This is a genomic window from Sulfitobacter sp. 1A15299 (assembly GCF_043556915.1).
Lineage (GTDB): Bacteria > Pseudomonadota > Alphaproteobacteria > Rhodobacterales > Rhodobacteraceae > Sulfitobacter.
In genome coordinates this window covers 627780-648767 of sequence record NZ_JBIFFJ010000001.1, presented here as the reverse complement: position 1 = coordinate 648767, position 20988 = coordinate 627780, and the positions used below count along the sequence as shown (strand labels likewise).

The 20988-nt window shown below is 62.9% G+C and carries 18 protein-coding genes, 1 tRNA gene and 1 pseudogene; 8 read left to right on the top strand and 12 right to left on the bottom strand.

Annotated features, from left to right (window positions below; translation table 11 throughout):
* Positions 1–375: 375 nt before the first annotated feature.
* Positions 376–1023, bottom strand: coding sequence for a protein-methionine-sulfoxide reductase heme-binding subunit MsrQ (gene msrQ / locus ACGYK7_RS03170; protein ID WP_394398897.1), 648 nt, complete (start codon positions 1021–1023; stop codon positions 376–378).
* A gap of 64 nt (positions 1024–1087) precedes the next feature.
* Complete coding sequence (gene msrP, locus ACGYK7_RS03165; protein WP_394398895.1) at positions 1088–1993, bottom strand: protein-methionine-sulfoxide reductase catalytic subunit MsrP; 906 nt, start codon at positions 1991–1993, stop codon at positions 1088–1090.
* 123 nt (positions 1994–2116) lie between these two features.
* Here msrP and ACGYK7_RS03160 point away from each other — a divergent pair, with 123 nt between their 5' ends.
* The gene (locus ACGYK7_RS03160; RefSeq protein ID WP_394398893.1) at positions 2117–2551 is read left to right on the top strand and encodes a DUF302 domain-containing protein; all 435 of its coding nucleotides are present in this window, start codon (positions 2117–2119) and stop codon (positions 2549–2551) included.
* A gap of 74 nt (positions 2552–2625) precedes the next feature.
* On the opposite strand, the gene clpB is transcribed toward ACGYK7_RS03160, so the two are convergent.
* Complete coding sequence (gene clpB / locus ACGYK7_RS03155) at positions 2626–5241, bottom strand: ATP-dependent chaperone ClpB (protein ID WP_394398891.1); 2616 nt, start codon at positions 5239–5241, stop codon at positions 2626–2628.
* A 355-nt stretch (positions 5242–5596) separates the two neighbouring features.
* Here clpB and ACGYK7_RS03150 point away from each other — a divergent pair, with 355 nt between their 5' ends.
* Both ACGYK7_RS03150 and pyrF read left to right on the top strand, forming a co-directional pair.
* On the top strand, positions 5597–5911 hold the full coding sequence (locus ACGYK7_RS03150) for an orotidine 5-phosphate decarboxylase (RefSeq protein WP_394398889.1): 315 nt from the start codon (positions 5597–5599) through the stop codon (positions 5909–5911).
* 244 nt (positions 5912–6155) lie between these two features.
* Entirely contained in the window at positions 6156–6851 is a 696-nt protein-coding gene (gene pyrF, locus ACGYK7_RS03145) for an orotidine-5'-phosphate decarboxylase (protein WP_394398887.1), read from the top strand.
* 149 nt (positions 6852–7000) lie between these two features.
* On the opposite strand, the gene ACGYK7_RS03140 is transcribed toward pyrF, so the two are convergent.
* Positions 7001–7459, bottom strand: a complete 459-nt coding sequence (locus ACGYK7_RS03140) for an NUDIX hydrolase (protein WP_394398885.1) — start codon at positions 7457–7459, stop codon at positions 7001–7003.
* A 60-nt stretch (positions 7460–7519) separates the two neighbouring features.
* On the opposite strand from ACGYK7_RS03140, the pseudogene ACGYK7_RS03135 reads away from it, so the two are divergent.
* Positions 7520–8661: pseudogene (locus ACGYK7_RS03135) on the top strand (DNA polymerase IV).
* 2 nt (positions 8662–8663) lie between these two features.
* On the opposite strand, the gene ACGYK7_RS03130 reads toward ACGYK7_RS03135, so the two are convergent.
* Positions 8664–9524 carry an N-formylglutamate amidohydrolase gene (locus ACGYK7_RS03130; RefSeq protein ID WP_394398883.1) on the bottom strand — a complete coding sequence of 287 codons (861 nt, stop codon included), beginning with the start codon at positions 9522–9524 and terminating at the stop codon, positions 8664–8666.
* Positions 9525–9669: 145 nt separating this feature from the next.
* Between ACGYK7_RS03130 and ACGYK7_RS03125 the strand changes: the two genes are divergently transcribed.
* From ACGYK7_RS03125 to ACGYK7_RS03110, 4 genes are all read left to right on the top strand, one after another.
* Positions 9670–9744 (top strand) — tRNA-Val (locus tag ACGYK7_RS03125).
* Between the two features lie 76 nt (positions 9745–9820).
* Positions 9821–9946: a type B 50S ribosomal protein L36 gene (gene ykgO / locus ACGYK7_RS03120; RefSeq protein WP_005850168.1), complete on the top strand. Its 126-nt coding sequence runs from the start codon at positions 9821–9823 to the stop codon at positions 9944–9946.
* Positions 9947–10072: 126 nt separating this feature from the next.
* On the top strand, positions 10073–10948 hold the full coding sequence (gene yghU / locus ACGYK7_RS03115) for a glutathione-dependent disulfide-bond oxidoreductase (protein ID WP_394398881.1): 876 nt from the start codon (positions 10073–10075) through the stop codon (positions 10946–10948).
* Between the two features lie 128 nt (positions 10949–11076).
* A complete protein-coding gene (locus tag ACGYK7_RS03110) occupies positions 11077–12093 on the top strand; it encodes a Fe(3+) ABC transporter substrate-binding protein (protein ID WP_394398879.1) in 1017 nt (338 codons plus the stop codon).
* 442 nt (positions 12094–12535) lie between these two features.
* On the opposite strand, the gene ACGYK7_RS03105 is transcribed toward ACGYK7_RS03110, so the two are convergent.
* The 7 genes from ACGYK7_RS03105 to ACGYK7_RS03075 all read right to left on the bottom strand — a co-directional run bounded on the left by ACGYK7_RS03105 (position 12536) and on the right by ACGYK7_RS03075 (position 20948).
* The gene (locus tag ACGYK7_RS03105; RefSeq protein ID WP_394398877.1) at positions 12536–14206 is read right to left on the bottom strand and encodes an ABC transporter permease; all 1671 of its coding nucleotides are present in this window, start codon (positions 14204–14206) and stop codon (positions 12536–12538) included.
* A 54-nt stretch (positions 14207–14260) separates the two neighbouring features.
* On the bottom strand, positions 14261–15487 hold the full coding sequence (locus tag ACGYK7_RS03100) for a phenylacetate--CoA ligase family protein (RefSeq protein ID WP_394398936.1): 1227 nt from the start codon (positions 15485–15487) through the stop codon (positions 14261–14263).
* Between the two features lie 93 nt (positions 15488–15580).
* The gene (locus ACGYK7_RS03095; protein WP_394398875.1) at positions 15581–16417 is read right to left on the bottom strand and encodes an ABC transporter ATP-binding protein; all 837 of its coding nucleotides are present in this window, start codon (positions 16415–16417) and stop codon (positions 15581–15583) included.
* Positions 16418–16484: 67 nt separating this feature from the next.
* Positions 16485–17765 carry an ABC transporter substrate-binding protein gene (locus ACGYK7_RS03090; protein ID WP_394398873.1) on the bottom strand — a complete coding sequence of 427 codons (1281 nt, stop codon included), beginning with the start codon at positions 17763–17765 and terminating at the stop codon, positions 16485–16487.
* 82 nt (positions 17766–17847) lie between these two features.
* Positions 17848–18924 carry a branched-chain amino acid ABC transporter permease gene (locus tag ACGYK7_RS03085; protein WP_394398871.1) on the bottom strand — a complete coding sequence of 359 codons (1077 nt, stop codon included), beginning with the start codon at positions 18922–18924 and terminating at the stop codon, positions 17848–17850.
* Positions 18925–19083: 159 nt separating this feature from the next.
* On the bottom strand, positions 19084–20073 hold the full coding sequence (locus ACGYK7_RS03080; RefSeq protein WP_394398869.1) for a branched-chain amino acid ABC transporter permease: 990 nt from the start codon (positions 20071–20073) through the stop codon (positions 19084–19086).
* A gap of 56 nt (positions 20074–20129) precedes the next feature.
* Positions 20130–20948, bottom strand: a complete 819-nt coding sequence (locus tag ACGYK7_RS03075; RefSeq protein ID WP_209218595.1) for an ABC transporter ATP-binding protein — start codon at positions 20946–20948, stop codon at positions 20130–20132.
* Between the last annotated feature and the right edge of the window lie 40 nt (positions 20949–20988).

Below are 20988 nucleotides of genomic sequence, written 5' to 3'. Positions count from 1 at the left end.
AGCGTTGAGACAAAAGAAACTGAGATGCGCCCTAACTTAACGGCGCGCCCCGCCTCGATTACCTCGAATTCTTATCCGCCTCGTGATCCGAACATCCGCGTCTCCGCTGCCGTCCGCCCCGCCTGGCGCCCCGCCGTGCGCCTCAGCGCCGCCGGTGAAGGGGGTTCTAAGGCGAGTGGCGCAAAGCCGCAAGCCGTTTTTTGAAGTTTTGTGCAGTTTTTATGAAACCCGCAGATCAATACTTAAAAACAATGGTTTAGACACCCAGACATCCAGCAGAATTCAGCCGAAGACGGCGCGCGGCACCGCCATTATGTTAACGCCACCAGTTATCCACATGCCACGGGCCGGAATCGCGCGTTTCAGACATGTGAATCACGACCCCTGCTGCTTCCTCCGAGCCGTCCATCCCCGTGGGTCTTTCTGCCAAAGACGCCCAAACGGCAGCCGATAGATCAGAAGCACCGCGACAAGACCTGCATAGACCAGCGGCTCTAGCTGAAATCCTTTCGCCAGCCAGACGAAGTGCAGGGCCGCCAAGACCGCGGCGGCGTAGGTCAGCCGGTGGAGCTTGCGCCAACCTGACCCCAGCTTGCGCAGCGACCAATTGTTGGATGTGGCCGCGAGCGGCACAAGGCAGAGAAACCCGGCCATACCGATGGTGATATAGGGCCGTTTGAGAATATCCGCCCAGATTCGCGAGAGCCCCTGCACGTCCAGCAGCGCCCAGACCATCAGATGCGCGAGCGCATAGACGAAGGTCATCACACCGATCGCCCGGCGAAAGCGTAGCAGGTTCACCCCAAACAACCGGCGCAACGGGGTGACCACCAACCCGGCGATCAGCAGGCGCAGCGCCCAAAGGCCATAGAGATGTTCGAGCCCCTTTACCGGATCACGCCCCAGCCCGCCGGTAAGCCCTTGGTAAAAGAACCACGGGATGGGCAGGGCCAGCAGGAGATAGACAACCCAGACCGGAATGCGCCGAGCCGCCCGGTTCATGGCATCGGTCAGGCGCGTCATGCTGCGGCCACGCCAGACAGCGGCGCTTGAGCCAAAGGAAGGTGTATATATATTGCGGCAGGCATCAGAAGTTCGCCGTCAGGTCCATGCCCTCGTAAAGCGATGCCACCTCCTCTTCGTAGCCGTTGAACATCAGCGTCGGCTGGCGTCGCGCGAAAAGCCCGCCGCCGATGAGGCGTTCATCGGCCTGCGACCAGCGCGGATGGCTGACCTTGGGGTTCACGTTGCTGTAGAAACCGTATTCCCGCGGGGCGGCCTTGTTCCAACTGGTCGGCGGCTGCCTCTCGGTGAGCGTGATGCGCACCACGGATTTGATGGATTTGTACCCGTATTTCCACGGCACGACCAACCGCAGCGGCGCGCCGTTCTGGTTCGGGATGTCCTTGCCATAGATGCCGGTGGCCATGATCGTCAGCGGGTGCATCGCCTCATCCAGCCGCAGCCCTTCGACATAGGGCCAGTCGAGCACGGGGAAACGCAGGCCCGGCATCTCTTCGGGGCGGTAGGCAGTCTCAAAGGCCACGTATTTCGCGCCGGATTGCACCCCGGCCATATTGAGCAGATCGGCAAGCTCGAACCCGTTCCACGGCACCACCATCGACCACGCTTCGACACAGCGCAGGCGGTAGATGCGCTCCTCGATGGTCATCGCCTTCATGATATCCTCGAAAGCGTAATCGCCGGGCTTGTCGACCATCCCCGCGATGGTCACGGTCCAAGGGGCGGTGGTCAGCGCGCCTGCGTGTTTCGCGGGATCGCCCTTACCGGTGCCGAATTCGTAGTAGTTGTTGTATTGGGTGATGTCTTCGTAGTCATTCGGGGTCAGCCCCTCCTGGGCCGCGGCCCCCTGCCCCAGCCCGGCAAGGCCCAGCCCCGCCATCGCGCCGCCCATGATTTGCCGCCGGTTGAGGTACTGCGCCTCATCAGTCACGTCACGGTCCGTCAGTCGATTGATCCAGCGATTGGCCATTTCAGCGCTCCCTACTATACTCATGCAGAGTTAGCGCCCGCCGGAAGCCAGACCAAATCCTTTCGCCCGGATTTCAGCCAGCACACCGGAATGTCAGGCGCCGTTATTCAAAGGAGTGCCGCCATGATCCGTTTTCTTCTCGCCGCCGGCCTGATCTGCGCAAGCGCCGCCCAAGCGGATGAAATGGTCACCTATACCACCGACCAGAGCTTCGGCGATGTAACCTTCGGAGTGGAGAATGCGATCCTGAACCAAGGGCTCATCCCCGAAAACGTCAGCCATGTCGGTGAGATGCTCGACCGCACCCGCGCCGATGTCGGCTCTGACGTGGTGCTGTTCGAGGCGGCGGAGGTGTTCAGCTTTTGCTCGGCCGCGCTGTCGCGCAAGGTGATGGAGGCGGATGTAATGAACATCGGCTTTTGCCCCTACGACATTTTCGTCATGCAACGCCCCGAGAGTGAGGAAGTGACCATCGGCTACCGCGCCTTTCCCGACGGCGCGATGCAGGAGGTGCAGAGCCTGCTCGATGAGATCGTGAAAGAGGCGATTGGCGAATAATGGACGCCTTTCGCGGGTTTTAGCCCAAGCAAAAAGGCCGGGAAAACCCCGGCCTTTCTCAATGTTGTGGGCGTTTAATGCACCGTGGCATCATCCGGTTTGGGCCGGTTCGACGCGGCCACCTGATCGCCGATGATCAAGCCATCGGCCCCGGCGCGAACGGTAACGGTGTCGCCGTCCTTCACATCCCCGGCCAAGAGCATCTCGGCCAGCGGATCCTGGACGGTACGCTGGATCACCCGCTTCAAAGGCCGCGCCCCGAAGACCGGGTCATAGCCCTCGTCCGCCAACCACTTGCGCGCGGCATCATCCAGATCGAGCGTGATCTTCCGCCCGGCAAGTCGCTTGAGCAGCCGCGCCATCTGGATATCGACGATCCCATCCATGTCCTTGCGGCCCAGACGGTCAAAGATGATCGTCTCGTCCAAACGGTTCAGGAACTCGGGCCGGAAATGCGCCCGGACCGCATCCATCACGTCACGCTTGGCCGCCGCCATATCGCCGCCCTCGGGCAGTTGGCTCAGCGCCTGCGCCCCGAGGTTGGAGGTCAGCACGATCAGCGTCTGCTTGAAGTCGACCGTGCGGCCCTGACCGTCGGTCAGCACACCATCGTCGAGCACCTGCAAGAGCACGTTGAAGACATCGGGATGCGCCTTTTCGACCTCATCGAAGAGCACGACCTGATAGGGCCGACGCCGCACCGCTTCGGTCAGCACGCCGCCTTCGTCGTAGCCGACATAGCCCGGAGGCGCGCCGATCAGACGGGCCACGGCGTGTTTCTCCATAAACTCCGACATGTCGATGCGCACCATCGCACTGTCGTCGTCAAAGAGGAACTCGGCCACGGCCTTGGTCAACTCAGTCTTGCCCACGCCGGTCGGCCCGAGAAAGAGGAAGCTGCCCAAGGGGCGGTTCTCGTCATTGAGCCCCGCCCGCGCGCGACGCACGGCATTGGCCACCGCCTTCACGGCGGCGTTCTGCCCGATCACGCGATCATGCAACTGCTCTTCCATCCGGAGCAGTTTGTCGCGCTCACCTTCCAGCATTTTGCCCGCCGGGATGCCTGTCCAACGCTCGACGACGGAGGCGATCTGGTCGGGGCGCACGGCCTCTTCCACCAGCATGTCGTCCTCGCGGCCTTCGGCGGCTTCGAGGTCACGCTCCAACTGCGGGATCACGCCATAAGATAGCTCGCCCGCGCGCGCGAGGTTGCCTTCGCGTTTCGCGATGTCGAGTTCGGCCCGCGCATGGTCGAGCTTCTCTTTGATGTCGCGCGCCCCGGCCAGCTTGTCACGCTCGGCCTGCCACTGCGCCGTCATCTCGGCGCTGCGGTCTTGCAGATCGCTTAGGTCTTTTTGCAAAGCCTCCAACCGATCCTTGGACGCGGCATCGTCTTCCTTCTTCAACGCCTCCGCCTCGATCTGAAGCTGTAGGATCTGGCGATCCAGCGCATCCAGCTCTTCAGGCTTGCTGTCGACCTCCATCCGCAGACGGCTCGCCGCCTCATCCATCAGGTCGATCGCCTTGTCGGGCAGGAAGCGGTCGGTGATGTAGCGATGGCTGAGCGTCGCCGCCGCGACCAACGCGGTGTCGCTGATGCGCACGCCGTGGTGCAGCTCATACTTCTCTTTGATACCACGCAGGATCGAAACAGTGTCTTCCACTGTCGGCTCCTGCACGATCACCGGCTGGAACCGCCGCGCAAGGGCTGCGTCCTTCTCGACATATTTGCGGTACTCTTCGAGGGTGGTGGCACCAACACAGTGCAATTCCCCCCGCGCCAACGCAGGCTTCAGCAGGTTCGACGCATCCATCGCGCCATCGGCCTTACCGGCACCGACCAGCGTGTGCATCTCGTCGATGAAGAGGATCACCTCGCCCGCGGCTTCGGTCACCTCGGTCAGCACGGCTTTCAAACGCTCTTCGAATTCACCACGGTATTTCGCGCCGGCGATCAGCGCCCCCATGTCGAGTGCGAGCAGACGCTTGTTGCGCAGGGATTCAGGCACGTCACCATGCACGATACGCAGCGCCAAACCTTCGGCGATGGCAGTCTTACCAACGCCGGGTTCACCAATCAGCACCGGGTTGTTCTTGGTGCGGCGGCTCAACACCTGCATGGCGCGGCGGATTTCTTCGTCCCGGCCAATGATCGGGTCGATCTTGCCCTCTTCGGCCCGCGCGGTCAGGTCGAGGCTGTATTTCTCCAGCGCCTCATAATTGTCTTCGGCGGTGGCGCTGTCGGCCTTGCGGCCCTTGCGCACGTCATTGATGGCCGCATTCAGCCCTTGGGCGGTTACCTGCCCCGCTTCCAGCGCCGTCTTTGCGCCGGATTTCACCATGCAAAGCGCGGTCAGAATGCGCTCGACAGTGACGAAACTATCGCCTGCTTTCTTGGCAATCGCTTCGGCCTCGGCCAGCACCTTGGCGGTGGTGCCTTCCAGATAGACCTGCCCCGCATCGCCGGTGACTTTCGGTATCTTGCCAAGTGCCAGATCAAGCGCCTGCACCACGCGCGCTCCGTCGCCGCCCGACGCGGCGATCAGATTCCGCGCGAGCCCTTGGTCGTCGTCCAGCAGTGCTTTGAGGACATGTTCCGGGGCCAACCGCTGATGGCTTTCCCGTGTTGCAATGGTCTGCGCCGCCTGAATGAAGCCGCGCGATCTTTCCGTGAACTTGCTCAAGTCCATGGGTCTCTCCTTTTCTACAAGCGCTCCAAAATGCCGCGCCCGATATGTGGCACGCGGCGGTCTGAGCCTCGCTCTCAATTTGGGAAGCGGTGCTGCGGGTTCAAGACCATCCAAGCGCAAAATACCGCCGAGAGACCGGCCGCCAATAGGAGAAAATCAGCCAATGAGGCGAAAATACGGCAACTTTGAGACATTAAATACATCCCTAGGACATTAAAATAAATACATTGTTAACCTTTATCCACAGAAGCTGTAACCATAATGAAACCATTTTGCCGCCTCTCGCGTTTACCCAGCAGAGGAGAGCAGGACAAAGCAGCCTGCAAAGGTTCAGAAGAACGCAAGAGGTGAAACGATGCAGACGCGCCCGATCCAGTTGACAGATGTCACCTATAATGCGGCCACTCAGTGTTTCGAAGCGCTGGTGACCGTCCAAGACGGGGAGCAGCTGCGCCGCTATGCCTGTGCGATCGACGCCCCCATCACCATGTCATATCGCGATGCCGCCGACGGGCTCTCCCGTCAGGCGCTTCGTCGCCACGCACAAAAGCGTGGCCTGAGTTCTGAAGTCCTGCGCCACGTCCCCGCACAGCGGGCCGGACGCCGCAGCTTCGATCCGCTGCGCTGGCTGGAAGAGGTCATGCACCTCCCCGGTCGCGACGCAGCTTGACCCCCTTCCGCGCGGCGCCTGCCTGCCGCGCGGCTGCCCGCGGACCTGCCGCCACCTCATCTGTCCCGATGTGGCGTTCCGCACACCAGAGACCAGTGCCTGCCTGCTAAGTCTCTGATTACTTGGCCCGGACCCGCTTAGCGGCGTTCGGGCCTCTTTTTTGCGCCCTCCCCGCATGAATGATGGACTTGCCCCGCGCCGCAGCGTAGGTCAAAGCCGTTTAAAATTTGGCAGGAGCCCTCGCATGTCTGATGACCGTCTGATTGTCGCCATTGATGTTCCCCATGCGGTCGCGGGGCTGGAACTGGCCGAAAAGCTCAGCGATGCCGTGGGCTTTTACAAAATCGGCCTGGGCATGCTGACCGGCGGCGGCTTGGCCTTGGCGAATGAGTTGAAGCAAGAGCATGGCAAGCGCATCTTCCTCGATATGAAACTCTTTGACATCGGCGCCACTGTCGAGGCGGCAGTGCGGGGCCTTGCGCAGTTCGATCTGGACTTCCTGACCGTTCACGGCGACCCGCATGTGGTGGCCGCGGCCAAACAAGGGGCCGCGGGCACCGATATGAAAATCCTCGCCGTGACCATCCTTACCTCGCTGGACCGCGCCGATCTTGACGCCGCGCTGATCCAGCCGGGCGATCTGGGCGATCTGGTGCTGACCCGCGCGGGCAGGGCGCTGGACGCGGGCGCGGATGGGGTTATCGCCTCCCCCCAAGAAGCCGCGGCGATCCGCGCCCTGCCCGAGGCGGGCGGCAAGCTGATCGTCACCCCCGGCGTGCGCCCCCAAGGGGCCGCTTTGGGCGACCAGAAACGCGTCGCCACACCGGGGCAGGCCATTGCGGACGGGGCCGATCATATCGTGGTGGGCCGCCCGATCTGGCAGGCCGAAGACCCCGCCGCCGCCGCCCGCGCCGTGCTTCAGGAAATTTCCGAAGGTTAACAACGGGCTTGCCCGCGCCTGTAGCAAATCGACCACAGCGCGCCGGGATGCGCCTTGGACTCGGCCATCAAGGTTAGGGAAAAACCGCCGGATATGTTATGTTGAACTCAGGTGATACTCCCCGACGAACTGGTTCTTCCTGATGTTCGTCACCTCCCCCCGCTCACGCAGGCGGGGGGCCTTTGTTTGCCCGGCATCCTCCCATTAGCGCGCTCTGCAAGATAGACCCGCAAGCGGTCTTGAAAGGCGGGAACGGCGCGGGGATGGTTGAGAAACTCCGCCTCGGTCATCAAGCGCCAGCGCTGCCCCTCATCGCCAAAGACGATCTGAGCCTCCGACTCGGCCGGTAAGCGCGCGACGAAGAACCACTTGATCCGCCCGCCCTCGTCAAAGCAGCCCTCCCAGACCACGGCACCTTCAGGCACCACGATCCCCAATTCTTCGCGGCATTCACGCAACGCGCAGGCCAGCGGGGTCTCGTCCCCCTCGCGGCCCCCGCCGGGCAAATCCCAGTGATCGGCAAAGAGCAGCCCCGGCAGATCGTCGCGCAGGATCACGGCCAGCTTCTCCCCTAGGTAAAGCGCAAGCTTTGCGCCATCAAAGACCATGTTCAATCCCTCGCGATCTGGTTAGAATCGTCGCCCGAACCCTGCCCATCCGGTGTACCCATGGCCACCCTCTGTCGCGACTGTCTGTCTGAAATCCCGCCGGCGCGGCGCTGCCCGCGCTGCGGCAGTCCGCGCGTGCTGTCCCACCCGGAACTCTTCGACCTCTCCATCGCCCATATGGATTGCGACGCCTTCTATGCCTCGGTCGAAAAGCGCGACAATCCCGAACTCGCGGGCAAACCCGTCATCATCGGCGGGGGGCGGCGCGGGAGGTCTATGCCGAAGCCTCCCGCGCGATCCGCGCCATGATGGAAGAGATGACCCCTGCCATCGAGCCGCTGTCGCTGGACGAAGCCTTTCTCGATATGACCGGCACCGCGCGGCTGCACGGCCAGCCTCCGGCGATGATGCTGGCACGATTGGTGCGGCGGATGAAAACCGAACTGGGGCTGACCGGCTCCATCGGGTTGAGCCACAACAAGTTTCTGGCCAAAGTCGCCTCGGACCTCGACAAACCGCATGGGTTCTCTGTCATCGGCGCGGGGGAAACGGCGGACTTTCTGCGCGACAAACCAGTGGGCATGATCTGGGGCGTCGGTGCCGCCACGCAAACCGCGCTGGAAAAGGCCGGCATCCGCAGCTTTTCCGATCTCTTGCGGTGGGAACAGACCGACCTCATCGCGCGCTTTGGCAGCATGGGCGAGCGGCTGTGGCATCTGGCACGGGGGCAAGACGCCCGCCGCGTCTCACGCCACCGTCCGGTGAAGTCGATCAGCAACGAGACGACATTCTCTGACGATACGGGCGATGCAGAGATTCTGGACGGCCATATCTGGCGCTTGGCGGAGAAGGTGGCAGACCGCGCCAAGGCGAAAGAGATGGCGGGCCGGGTGGTGACGCTCAAGCTCAAACGGGCCGATCATACCGTGCTGTCGCGCCGCCTGTCGCTGCATGACCCGACCCAATTGGCCGACCGGATTTACCGCACCGCCCGCGCCCTCTTCGATCAGGTCGATCACCAAAGCGCCTATCGGCTGATCGGCGTGGGCCTGTCCGAGTTGTCGGGCGCCGAGGGGGCGGATATGGCGGGCGATCTGCTCGACCCCGGTGCGGCACAACGCAGCCGGGCCGAACGCGCCGCCGATCGCATCCGCAGCCGTTTCGGTGAAAAAGCCATCGTCAAAGGCCGCGCGCTGCGCTGAGCCTACTCCGCGGCGAGCGGAAGCCGCTCCTGACCGATCTGCGCCACCTCGGCCACCACACGTTGCAGCGCCGCCTGAACCGCCTCGAAAGCGCCATTAGGGCGAATCAAGCGTTCGTTCATATAAAGCGCGCGGTCGATTTCCACCTGCACCGCATGTTGCCCCCGGGACGGGCGGCCATAGGCTTGGGTGATATAGGCCCCTGCAAAGGGCGAATTGCGCGTCACGACGAAACCCGCGTCGACGAAGGCCGCTTCGATCCGGTCGACCACCTCGCCCCCCGCCGCCGCGCCGAAACGGTCACCCAGAACGACATCGGGCCGCCGCATCCCACCACGGGCCACGCCGTCCATCGCCTCATGCGGCATGGAATGGCAATCAACCAGCACCGCTTGGCCATGACGGCGGTGCGCCCCGCTGAGCAACTCCTGCAATTTTGCGTGATAGGGTCGCCAATAACTGTCGATTCGCAACTGCGCCTCTTCTTGGGACAGTTTGCCGCGATAAATCGCCCGGCCATTGGCCACGACGCGGGGAATCACCCCCAGCCCCGAGGCCACGCGCGGGTTATGCCCCTGCCGCGGAATGCCTTCGATGACAGATGGATCGAGTTCCTCCGGCGCGCGATTAAGGTCGATATAGGCCCGCGGGGCCCCTGCCTTGATAAAAGAAGCGCCATACAGCGGTGCGCAGTCGAACAAAAGATCGACAAAAGCATCCTCGGATGACCGGATTGCATGTTCGTCCAACACCGACCGCCGCAGGAAAGACGCCGCATAATCCCGCCCCGAATGAGGCGACGCAAAGACCACGCAGGAGTGGTTTCTGTCCGGATGCAGTACTTCGTAAGCGGTCATCGGCATAATAAATTCCTCTAAGTCGAACATAGCGTGTTTATTCCGCGCCAAAAGCCCTTGATCCCGCCGCCGACTCCTTTTATAGCACCCCAACGGCGCGAAATTTCGCGCCCCATTTAGTTTTGGGGCCGATACGGAAACGCTGAAAAGTGGGTGATTAGCTCAGCGGTAGAGCACTTCGTTGACATCGAAGGGGTCACTGGTTCGATCCCAGTATCGCCCACCATTTATTCATCGACCCGCCCTGCGCGGGTTGCCCGCAACCCAGGCGCTGGCCCGCGCCACGACATGAGGAGACGACCATGAAGGTTCGCAATTCGCTCCGCTCGCTCAAGAATCGGCATCGCGATTGCCGTGTTGTGCGTCGCAAAGGCCGCGTTTACGTCATCAACAAGACGCAGCGCCGGTTCAAAGCCCGTCAGGGCTGAGCTTCGCAGCTATTCGATTTAAAGGCCGCCCCTTCGGGGGCGGCTTTTTTCGTTGCGCCTAACTGCTTGCAACCCCGGCGCAAAACCCCACCTTCAAGGCAGGCTTGAATAACAAGGAAGACCATCATGTCGGACACGCCCGAATATACGCCCCCCAAGGTTTGGAAATGGGAATCAGAGAGCGGCGGCAAATTCGCCAGCACCAACCGCCCCATCGCCGGGGCGACCCATGACAAGGAACTGCCCGTTGGGGAGCATCCCTTTCAGCTTTACTCCCTCGCCACGCCCAACGGGGTCAAAGTCACTGTGATGTTCGAAGAACTGCTGGCGGCAGGTCACAAGGCGGCGGAATATGACGCGTGGTTAGTTGATATTTCCGAGGGCGATCAGTTCGGCTCCGGCTTTGTCGAGGTGAACCCCAATTCGAAAATTCCCGCGTTGATGGACCGCTCCGGCGACACGCCGCAGCGGGTCTTCGAGTCGGGAGCGATCCTGCTCTACCTTGCCGAAAAGTTCGGCGCCTTCCTGCCCCAAGACCCCGCCCGCCGGACCGAGGCGCTCTCATGGCTTTTCTGGCAGATGGGCAGCGCGCCTTACCTTGGCGGCGGCTTTGGCCATTTCTATGCCTACGCGCCGGAGAAGTTCGAATACCCCATCAACCGTTTCGCGATGGAGACCAAGCGCCAGCTTGACGTGATGGACAAACATTTGGCCGAGCATGAATATTTTGCCGATGAATACTCCATCGCCGATATCGCGATTTGGAGCTGGTATGGGCAACTGGTCCTCGGTCGGCTCTACTCCGCGGCGGAATTCCTCGATGTGACCTCTTACAAGAACGTCATGCGTTGGGCCGAGGCGATTGACGCGCGCCCTGCCGTGACCCGGGGCCGTATGGTCAATCGTGCCTTCGGGGATGACCTGTCGATGCAATTGCATGAGCGTCACGACGCCAGTGATTTCGACACCAAGACCCAAGACAAGATCGGCAGCAAGGACTGACGGCACACCCCCCGGCGCCGCTTCGCCGGGGGCTTTCCAACCAATTCTATCGGAATTGGTTGCAGGACAGGGTGAAATCTGTTTCTTACTGTTTCAGTCAAGTTATACCAATGAGACAGGACCCTGATATGACCTTCTGCAAAACATCGACTGCCGCCGCCGCGCTTATGGCGCTGGCCCTGCCCGCGCTGGCCGATGGCGAGTTGAACCTCTACTCTTCGCGTCACTACGACACCGATGAGCGGCTCTACTCCGACTTTACCGAAGCAACCGGCATCACCATCAACCGCATCGAAGGCAAGGCCGACGAACTGCTGGCCCGTATGGAAGCCGAAGGCGCGAATTCCCCCGCCGACGTCCTGCTGACCGTGGACACAAGCCGCCTCAAGCGCGCCAAGGACTTGGGCCTGCTGCAAGCTATTGAGAGCGAGACACTGGAAGAGCGCATCCCTGCCAACCTGCAGGACGACGACAACCAGTGGTTCGGCCTGTCGCAGCGTGCGCGGATCATCTTCTACAACAAAGAGACGATGGACAACCCGCCCGCGACCTACATGGACCTCGCCGATCCCGCGTACAAAGGTCAGGTCTGCATCCGCTCCTCGACCAATACCTATAACCAGACCCTGCTGGCCTCCATCGTGACCCATGAGGGCGAAGAAGCCGCCACCGACTGGGCGCAGGGCGTGGTCGACAACATGGCGCGCGCCCCGCAGGGTGGTGACACCGACCAGTTGCGCGGCATCGTTTCCGGTGAGTGCGACATCGCGGTTTCCAACAGCTACTACTTCGCCCGTGCGATCCGCACCGATGTCGATGGCGTCAGCGCCGATATTGGCAAGATCGGCGTGATCTGGCCCGATCAGGAAGGCAACGGCGCGCATATGAACCTCTCGGGTGGCGGTGTGGCCAAGAACGCGTCGAACCGCGAGAACGCGGTGAAATTCCTTGAGTATCTCGCCTCGGATCAGGCGCAGGTCTACTTCTCGGCGGGCAACGACGAATTCCCCACCGTGGAAGGTGTGGAACTGGCCGACAGCGTGAAGCAGCTGGGTGAGTTCAAGGCCGACGAGGTGAACCTGTCGGACGTGGCCGAGAACATCGGCACCGCGCAGAAGATCTTCAACTCGGTCGGCTGGGAATAATCAGCAAGACAATCGAGCAGGAGGCGGGCTTTCGGGCCCGCCTTTTTTATTGCGCTGCGCCTCCCGCAAGCGCCCCGCCCGTGGGAACCACGGGCATCGCCCTCCCTCCCCCCGGAGGGCGATTTTGCAAGGCCACCGCATGACGCCGCGCCTGCGCCCTTGGCAATGACATTGCAGAAAGCAGGCCGATCATCGCCCCCCAGGGAGGGCGCTGCCCTCATCGTTCCCGGCCCGGTATCAAGCCGCAGGCGCCGGGCCATCGCCTGCCCGTCCCGTCACGCCAAAGGCGTGCCGATCAATAACGGCGCACCTCTGGTGCGACGGGCTGGCGATTTGGTGAGGCTGGGTGGAAGTCATCTGAGTCACGCCAAGGCGGCACCATAAAGCGGCACAAACGCAGGTCTGGTTCGCCACCCCACGGGCAGGCGCTGGCCCTCGGGATCTACCGCTGCCGCCCCACCTGCCGGCAGATCAGGATCACCGGCAACAACCCCATCGCCACGATCACGAGGCTCGGCACCGCGGCCCCGTTCAGCCGCTCGTCGCTGGCCAACCGATAGGCCTGCACCGCAAGTGTGTCATAGTTGAACGGCCGCATGATCAGCGTCGCGGGCAGCTCCTTCATTACGTCGACAAAGACGATCAGCAACGCGGTCAACAGGCTCGGCGCGAGGATCGGCAGATGCACCCGACGCAGCGTGCCCAGAGGCGTCTGCCCCAGCGAGCGCGCGGCGGCATCCATATTGGCATGCACCATCGACTGTCCGCCCTCATAGGCGCCAAGCGCCGCGGCGAGGAAGCGCACCAGATAGGCCAGCACCAGAAGCCAGATCGAGCCGGTGATCAACAGCCCGGTGGAGATGTCGAAGGTCTCGCGCATCCAGGCGTCGAGCGCGTTGTCGAAGGCCGCAAAGGGCACCAGAAGCCCCACCGCAATCACCCCGCCCGGCACCGCGTAGCCGAGCCGCGCCACATAGGCCGCGCCCTGCGAGACCCGCCCCGGGCGCAGCCGCCGGTAGAAGCCCACGCTGATCGCCGCCAGCACCGTCAGCAGCGCCGCGACCCCGGCAAGCGTCACCGAGTTGCGCATGAAGCCCAAGTAGCGCGGGCTCAGCAGGCTCTGCTCGCTGTCGAGCCCCATGGTCACGAGGATCACCACCGGCAACACCGCGCCCAACAGCACCGGCACCCCGCAAAGCACGATCGCCGCCGCAGCCTGCCAGCCTTTCAACTCGGCTGGCGGTGCCGACTGGGTCCGGCGGGAGGGGTCGTGATACTTGGCCTTGCCGCGCTGCGCCCGCTCCAGCATCGCCAGCAAGAACGCGAAGCTCAGCAGGCAAAGCGCCAACTGTGCCGCCGCCGCGCGGTCGAACATGGAAAACCAGCTGGTGTAGATACCGGTGGCGAAGGTCTGCACGCCGAAATAGGCTACGGTCCCGAAATCGGCGATGGTCTCCATCACCGCCAGCAGCACGCCCCCGGCAATCGCGGGCCGCGCCAGCGGCAGGCTGACCTTGAAGAACGCGGCCCATGCGCTGGAGCCAAGCGCGCGGGCGGCCAGAAAGGTCGTCCCGCTCTGCTGCAGGAAAGCGGCGCGCGCCAGAAGGTAGACGTAAGGGTAGAGTACCAGCACCAGCATCGCCGCCGCCCCGCCGAGCGAGCGGATCTCGGGGAACCAGTAATCGCGCGGCCCCCAGCCGGTGGCGTCGCGCAGCACGGTCTGCACGATGCCGGGATGGTCCAGCACATGGGTGTAGGCATAGGCCAGAACATAGGCCGGGAAGGCCAGCGGCAGGACCAGCGCGATCTCGAGAAGTTTCGCGCCCGGAAAACGCGTCATCGTGACCAGCCACGCGGCCCCCACACCGATGGCGAAGGTGCCCAGAGAGACCAGCAGCACCAACAAGAGCGTGGTGGCCGTGTAGCGGCCCAGCACCGTGTCGATCAGGTGCTGCACCGTCTCGGTCCCGCCGCTGAGGGCGGCGATCAGCACCGCCAGCATCGGCAGCGCGCAGAAGAGGGCCACGGTCAGGGCAACGCCCGAGAGCGCGCGCAGCCCGTCGCGGGCGCGGCGCAGGTGGGGTGTCTCGGTGGAGGCGGGGTTCAGCGTCATGCGCCCTATTTCGACGATTTCACTCGGAAATGCCAGAGGGCGCGACGCTGCGCCTCAGTCGTAGCTGCGGGTATCCTCGATCACCAGCCCGTCACGCGGCAGGCTGCCGGGGGCGACCAGTTCGACACGGCCCTTGAGCTTGAGCAGATCGGCCACGGATTGGGCATAGGCGTCCTTGTCCTCTCCGGCGGTCTCGATCTGCACGGTCATGACATCGGCCTCGCCCTCGCGGCTGGCGATGACGCGGGCCTTCTCGATCTCGTCGTGCTGGGCAACCAACGCGGCGACCTGCTCGGGCCGCACGAACATGCCCTTGATCTTGGTCGTCTGGTCGGCGCGGCCCATCCAGCCCTTGATGCGCATATTGGTGCGTCCACAAGGGCTTTCGCCCTCCAGCACGGCGCTGAGGTCGCCTGTGGCGAAACGGATCAGCGGGTAGTCGGGATTGAGCGTGGTGACCACGACCTCGCCGACCTCGCCCGGGGCCACGGGGATGCCGGTGCCGGGGGTGACGATCTCGACGATGACTTGCTCGTCGACGATGAGCCCCTCCATCGCCGGGCTTTCATAGGCGATATTGCCCAAGTCAGCGGTGGCATAGGATTGCAGGCAGGTAATGCCGCGCTCCTGATAGAAGGCCCGCAGGCTGGGGAAAAGCGCCCCGCCGCCGACTGCCGCCTTGGTGATGTTCAGCTTCACCCCCATGGCATCGGCTTTCTCGAGAATCACCTTCAGGTAATCCGGCGTTCCGGCATAGGCGGTGGAACCCACGTCGCGGGCGGCGGTGACCTGAAGCTCGGTCTGGCCGGTCCCGGCGGGCAGCACCGTGGCCCCCACGGCCCGGGCGCCGGACTCAAAGATCATGCCGGCCGGGGTCAGGTGGTAGCCAAAGCAATTGTGCACCACGTCGCCCGCGCCAATCCCGGCGGCATGCAGGAACCGCCCCATGCGCCACCAGTCGGGCGCGTTGCTCGACGGCTCGTAGATCGGGCCGGGGGATTGGAAGACGTGGCTGAACTCGGTCACCGGCTTGGTGGTGAAGCCGCCGAAGGGCGCCTGCGCTGCCTGCGCCTTGCCGAGCTCGGACTTGCGCAGCACCGGCAGGTCGGCCAGCGCCTCGGTAGAAGTGATCTGCGCCGCATCCACCCCCTTGAGCGTCTCGCCATAGCCCGGCAAGCCCTGCGCGCGGGCGATCTGCTGCGGCAAGGCCTGCGCCAGATCGGCCGCCCGTTGGTCGGCGCTGCGGGTTTCCAGATCGTCGAAATGGGGCTTGGTGAGCATCCCTGTCACTTTCCTGCTATGGCATCACTTGAGAGGGCATAGGCCCGCTCTGGTCTCATCATGGTCTTTCCTTCGGGTCCGGGCGGTGCCGGCTTAGCTGAGCCAGCGCTTGCGGCGGCGGTAGCTGCGCACGTCGCGGAAGCTCTTGCGGCCTTCGTCGGACATGCCGAGGTAGAATTCTTTCACGTCCTGGTTCTCGCGCAGATCTTTGGCGGGACCGTCCATCACCACGCGCCCGGATTCGAGGATGTAGCCGTAATGCGCGAAACGCAGGGCGACGTTGGTGTTTTGCTCGGCCAGCAGGAAGGTCACGCCCTCCTGTTCGTTGACCGATTTCACGATCTCGAAGATCTGCTCCACCAGTTGCGGCGCGAGGCCCATCGAGGGTTCGTCCAGCAGGATCGTCTCGGGCCGGGACATCAACGCGCGGCCAATGGCGCACATCTGCTGCTCACCGCCCGAGGTATAGCCGGCCTGCGAACGGCGGCGCTCCTTCAGACGGGGGAAATAATTATAGACCATCTCGAGGTCGCGCTGGATCGCGGCATTGCCGTCGCTGCGCGTGTAAGCGCCAGTGAGCAGGTTTTCCTCGATGGTGAGGTGCTCAAAGCAGTGCCGGCCTTCCATGACCTGCACGACCCCCTGTTTCACGATCTCGGCGGGGTCTTGATGCTGGATCGCGCCGCCCCGGTACTTGATCGAGCCCTTGGTGACCTCCCCACGCTCCGAGGCCAGCAGCCCCGAGATCGCCTTGAGCGTCGTCGTCTTGCCGGCGCCATTGCCGCCCAGAAGCGCGGTGATGCCGCCCTTGGGCACGTTCAGGCTGACGCCCTTCAGCACGAGGATGACGTGGTTGTAGATCACCTCGATATTGTTGACCTCGAGCAGGTTGTCGACTGCGACGTCATTGGTGTTGGCGGCATCCAGCATGTGGTGGACCTTTCCTGGGGTTCGAAGATGTCCCCGGCCACCCGATAGGTGGCCGGGAGCAGGGTTCTTAGCAGTTGCCCTCGATGGCGTTCTCGCTGGCGTAGGCCGAGCTGTCCTCGTCGATCAGCGGCTGGATCACGTCCTGATCCGACTGCATGAAGTCCGACACGAGGTTCCACTCCTTGGCCTCGGCATCCCACTGGGTCACGGCCACAAAGCCTTCGCCGCCGTGGTTCTCGCAAGAGACGGAGAACTCGGGGCCGAAGTCCGGCAGGCCAAGCGCCGCCATCTTCTCTTCGGTGATCTCGAGCTGTTCCATCCCGTCGCGCATCTGGCCGCTTGTGATGTCGCTGACGCCATGGATTTCCTGCGCGGTGCGCGCGGCCTCGGCCACCAGCATCGCGGCATAGATGCCACGGTTGTACAGAACGGAGCCGACCTGATCGCCCGCGCCTGCGGCCTTGCCCGCGTCCACGACGTATTTCTGCAGATCGTCATAGAGCGGATAGTCGGAGCCGACGTTGTGGAAGGTCAGCGCCTTGTAGCCATCGGCCTTGGCACCGGCGGCCAGCACGTCGTTCTCGGAGCCGGACCACCAGATGCCGATGAACTTGTCCATCGGGAAGCGGATGTTGGCGGCTTCCTGCACGGCGACCTGGTTCATCACGCCCCAGCCGTACATGATCACATAGTCGGGCTTGTCACGGCGAATTTGCAGCCACTGGGATTTCTGCTCCTGACCGGGGTGGTCGACGGGCACTTCCTTCAGCTCGAAACCATGTTTCTTGCTCAGTTCCTGCAGGGTGCGGATCGGCTCCTTACCATAGGCGGAGTTGTGATAGACCAGCGCGATCTTCTTACCTTCGAGGCTGCCGCCCTCTTCTTCCATGATGTGCTTGATCGCCACCGAGGCACCGTCCCAGTAGTTGGCCGGGAAGTTGAACACATGGCTGAAGACATTGCCGTTCTTGGCCGAGGTACGGCCCAGACCGGAGGTCAGCATGGAAATGTCGTCAGCGGTGACCTTGGGGATCAACTGGTAGGTGATGCCGGTCGAAAGCGGCTGGTACACCAACGCGCCTTCACCCTTGGTGGATTCGTAGCATTCCACGCCCTTCTCGGTGTTATAGGCGGTCTCGCATTCCGGCACGCGGATGGTCTCGCCACCGATGCCGCCGTCACGCTCATTGAGCAGGGTGAAATAGTCGGCATAGCCGTCGGCGAAGGGGATGCCGCCCGCGGCATAGGGCCCGGTGCGATAGCTCAGCGACGGAAAGACGAGGTCCGCCATCACGGGGCTTGCCGCCATCAGGCCAGCTACGGCCAGTGTTCCCAGTTTGTATTTCATCGGTGTTTCCTCCCTTGGATTGTCCGACTTGGGTGTTTGGGCCGGGTTTCCTCCCTCCGGCCTCGCTTTTCATGGCTCCCGCTTAGTGCGGGAAGGGCCACAATCTCAGTTTTTCCTTGGCGACGCGCCACAGCTGCGCCAGCCCGTGCGGCTCAGCGATCAGGAAGACCACGATCAGCCCGCCCACGATCACCAGCTGCAAATGCGCCACGATATCCGTGGGCCAGCCCAGCCAGTCCACGCCGACGATCTTCAAAAGCACCGGCAGGAGCACGAGGAAGGCCGCCCCGGCGAAGCTGCCGAAGATGCTGCCCAATCCCCCGATGATGATCATGAAGAGCACGAGGAAGGATTTGTTGATGCCAAAGGCTTCGCCCACTTCCACCGCGCCGAGGTAGATCGAGAAGAAGAGCGCGCCCGAGACCCCGATGAAGAAGGAGCTGACCGCAAAGGCCGTGAGCTTGGCACGCAGCGGGTTCACCCCAATGATCTCGGCGGCGATGTCCATGTCGCGAATGGCCATCCACTTGCGCCCCACCGAGCCCCGCGTCAGGTTACGCGCCACCAGTGCGCTGCCCACGGTGAAGATCAGGCAGAACATATAGGTCGCCCAGGCTTCGGTATTGGGGCCGGTGATCAGGATGCCGAAGGTGTCCCGCTCGGGCGCGCTGATCTGGCCGGAGGCGGAGTAGTTGTAGAACCACGGCACCCGGTTGAAGAGCCAGACGAGGAAGAACTGCGCCGCCAGCGTCGCCACGGCGAGGTAGAACCCCTTGATCCGCAAGGACGGCAGGCCAAACAGCGCACCCACGGCGGCGGTGATGCCGCCCGCCAGCAGGATGTGGATGAACATGCTGACCTCGGGCATCGCCGTCATCAGCTTGTAGCAGGCATAAGCTCCCACCGCCATGAAACCCCCGGTCCCAAGGCTCACCTGCCCGCAGTAGCCGACGAGGATGTTCAGCCCGATCGCCGCGATGGCGTAGATCAGGAAGGGCAGGAACAGCGAGTTCACCCAGTAGTCATTCACCACGAAGGGCACGACGAAGACCGCGATGAAGAGCACCAGATAGTAGCGGTACCGGTCGAACTTGATCGGGAAGGTCTGCTGATCTTGGGCGTAGGACGTGTTGAAATCGCCCGCTTCACGATAGAACATTAGACTGCTTTCCCTTCTGCGGTAGTCATTTGCACTGCGCTCTCAGCGGTCAGTGCGCCTTGGGCTGCGCGCGCGCCGCGCAGCATGGCATTCTCAATCCGGGGCTTCGCCCTTTGAACAGGCGAAACTGTCCCCCGGACAGTTTCCGGGTAGCCTGTATCAAACCCGCTCAATGATCTTCTCCCCGAACAGGCCCTGCGGGCGGAAGACAAGGAAGACCAGCGCCAGCATGTAGGCGAACCAGTTCTCGGTCGCGCCGCCAAGGAAGGGGGCACCGATCAGGAACTCGAAGAGCTTTTCGCCCACGCCGATGATCAGCCCGCCGACGATGGCACCGGGGATCGAGGTGAAACCGCCCAGCATCAGCACCGGCAGCGCCTTCAGCGCGATGAGCGAGAGCGAGAACTGCACGCCCGACTTCGCGCCCCACATGATGCCTGCGACCAGCGCCACGAAACCGGCGAGCGACCAGACGAGGATCCAGATGAAGTTCAGCGAGACACCGACCGAGAGCGCGGCCTGGTGATCGTCCGCCACGGCGCGCATGGCGCGGCCCTGCTTGGTATATTGCGCGAACATCACCAACCCGATCACGAGCACCGCCGCCACCACAGAGGCCACGATATCAAGGTTGTCGATGAAGAAGCCGTAACCGGTGGCGTTATAGGTGAATTCGTCGATCCAGACGTTGATGCCCTGCGGCAAGCCGACGTCGAGGGTCTTGATCTCGGACCCCCACATCAGGTCGCCCACCCCTTCGAGGAAATAGGCCAGACCGATGGTCGCCATGAAAAGGATGATCGGTTCCTGCCCCACGAGGTAGCGGAACACGAAGCGCTGCACGCAATAGGCCAGCACGATCATCACGATCATAGTCAGCACGATGGCAAGGAACGCCGGAATGTGCCAGCCGAAGTGATGCACCTCGGTGCCAAGGATCGCGTTGATCAGATGGCCGAAAGGCACCTGCCCTTCCATGATCCCCACCAGCGTCAGCGCGGCAAAGAGCGCCATGACACCTTGGGCGTAGTTGAAGATGCCCGAAGCCTTGTAGATCAGCACGAAGCCAAGCGCCACAAGCGCATAAAGCACCCCGGCCATCAGCCCGTTGAGAAAGACCTCGATCGTAAACGCCAGTTGCTCAGGCATCATTGGCCCTCCCCAAAGTCAGAACGGCAGTGTCATTGCGGGTGATCGTGCAGCGCTCAGTCATGGGCCACCCCCAGATAGGCGTCGATCACCTCTTGGTTGTTGCGCACCTCATCGGGCGAGCCGTCACCGATCTTGCGGCCGTAATCCATCACCACGACGCGGTCGGACAGGTCCATGACCACGCCCATATCGTGCTCGATGAGCGCGATGGTGGTGCCAAACTCGTCGTTCACGTCAAGGATGAAGCGGCTCATGTCCTCCTTCTCCTCGACATTCATGCCGGCCATCGGTTCATCCAGCAGCAGGATCGTCGGCTCGGCGGCCAGCGCGCGGGCCAGTTCGACCCGTTTTTTCAGACCGTAGGGCAGACGCGCCACCGGGGTCTTGCGGATCGCCTGAATTTCCAGAAAGTCGATGACCTTCTCGGCGATCTCGCGGTTCTCGATCTCTTCGCGCTCGGCTGCGCCTTTCCAGAAGGATTGCGCCAGCATCCCGGTCTTCATCTGCGTCAGACGCCCCGTCATCACGTTGTCGAGCACTGACATGCCCTCGAAAAGCGCAATGTTCTGGAAGGTCCGGGCGATGCCCTGCTGGGCCACCTGATAGGGTTTCATCGGGGGCCGCTTGGCGCCCTTGTACCAGACCTCACCCTCTTGGGGGACATAGAAGCCACTGATCACGTTCAGCATCGAGGATTTGCCCGCCCCGTTCGGCCCGATGATCGCGCGGATCTCGCCCTCGCGGATGTCGAAGGAAATATCCTTGATCGCCTCCACACCGCCAAAGCGCAGGGTAATGTTCTTCATCTCCATCACCGTCGGGCCGATGGTGCGGCCGTCGTCGGTGACATAGCTGTCAGCCTGATCTTTCACGCTGTCCCTTTCCATAGTTCCCGCCTGCCCGGCACTGACC

What these genes read in the sequence shown, in the direction of transcription:
- yghU (WP_394398881.1), top strand. Translation starts at nt 10,073, where the DNA reads ATGTCGGACACGCCCGAATATACGCCCCCCAAGGTTTGGAAATGGGAA.
- ACGYK7_RS03130 (WP_394398883.1), bottom strand. Translation starts at nt 9,524, where the DNA reads ATGCCGATGACCGCTTACGAAGTACTGCATCCGGACAGAAACCACTCC.
- msrP (WP_394398895.1), bottom strand. Translation starts at nt 1,993, where the DNA reads ATGGCCAATCGCTGGATCAATCGACTGACGGACCGTGACGTGACTGAT.
- ACGYK7_RS03085 (WP_394398871.1), bottom strand. Translation starts at nt 18,924, where the DNA reads ATGTTCTATCGTGAAGCGGGCGATTTCAACACGTCCTACGCCCAAGAT.
- ykgO (WP_005850168.1), top strand. Translation starts at nt 9,821, where the DNA reads ATGAAGGTTCGCAATTCGCTCCGCTCGCTCAAGAATCGGCATCGCGAT.
- ACGYK7_RS03105 (WP_394398877.1), bottom strand. Translation starts at nt 14,206, where the DNA reads ATGACGCTGAACCCCGCCTCCACCGAGACACCCCACCTGCGCCGCGCC.
- ACGYK7_RS03160 (WP_394398893.1), top strand. Translation starts at nt 2,117, where the DNA reads ATGATCCGTTTTCTTCTCGCCGCCGGCCTGATCTGCGCAAGCGCCGCC.
- msrQ (WP_394398897.1), bottom strand. Translation starts at nt 1,023, where the DNA reads ATGACGCGCCTGACCGATGCCATGAACCGGGCGGCTCGGCGCATTCCG.
- ACGYK7_RS03140 (WP_394398885.1), bottom strand. Translation starts at nt 7,459, where the DNA reads ATGGTCTTTGATGGCGCAAAGCTTGCGCTTTACCTAGGGGAGAAGCTG.
- ACGYK7_RS03150 (WP_394398889.1), top strand. Translation starts at nt 5,597, where the DNA reads ATGCAGACGCGCCCGATCCAGTTGACAGATGTCACCTATAATGCGGCC.
- ACGYK7_RS03100 (WP_394398936.1), bottom strand. Translation starts at nt 15,487, where the DNA reads ATGCTCACCAAGCCCCATTTCGACGATCTGGAAACCCGCAGCGCCGAC.
- clpB (WP_394398891.1), bottom strand. Translation starts at nt 5,241, where the DNA reads ATGGACTTGAGCAAGTTCACGGAAAGATCGCGCGGCTTCATTCAGGCG.
- ACGYK7_RS03080 (WP_394398869.1), bottom strand. Translation starts at nt 20,073, where the DNA reads ATGCCTGAGCAACTGGCGTTTACGATCGAGGTCTTTCTCAACGGGCTG.
- pyrF (WP_394398887.1), top strand. Translation starts at nt 6,156, where the DNA reads ATGTCTGATGACCGTCTGATTGTCGCCATTGATGTTCCCCATGCGGTC.
- ACGYK7_RS03110 (WP_394398879.1), top strand. Translation starts at nt 11,077, where the DNA reads ATGACCTTCTGCAAAACATCGACTGCCGCCGCCGCGCTTATGGCGCTG.
- ACGYK7_RS03090 (WP_394398873.1), bottom strand. Translation starts at nt 17,765, where the DNA reads ATGAAATACAAACTGGGAACACTGGCCGTAGCTGGCCTGATGGCGGCA.
- ACGYK7_RS03095 (WP_394398875.1), bottom strand. Translation starts at nt 16,417, where the DNA reads ATGCTGGATGCCGCCAACACCAATGACGTCGCAGTCGACAACCTGCTC.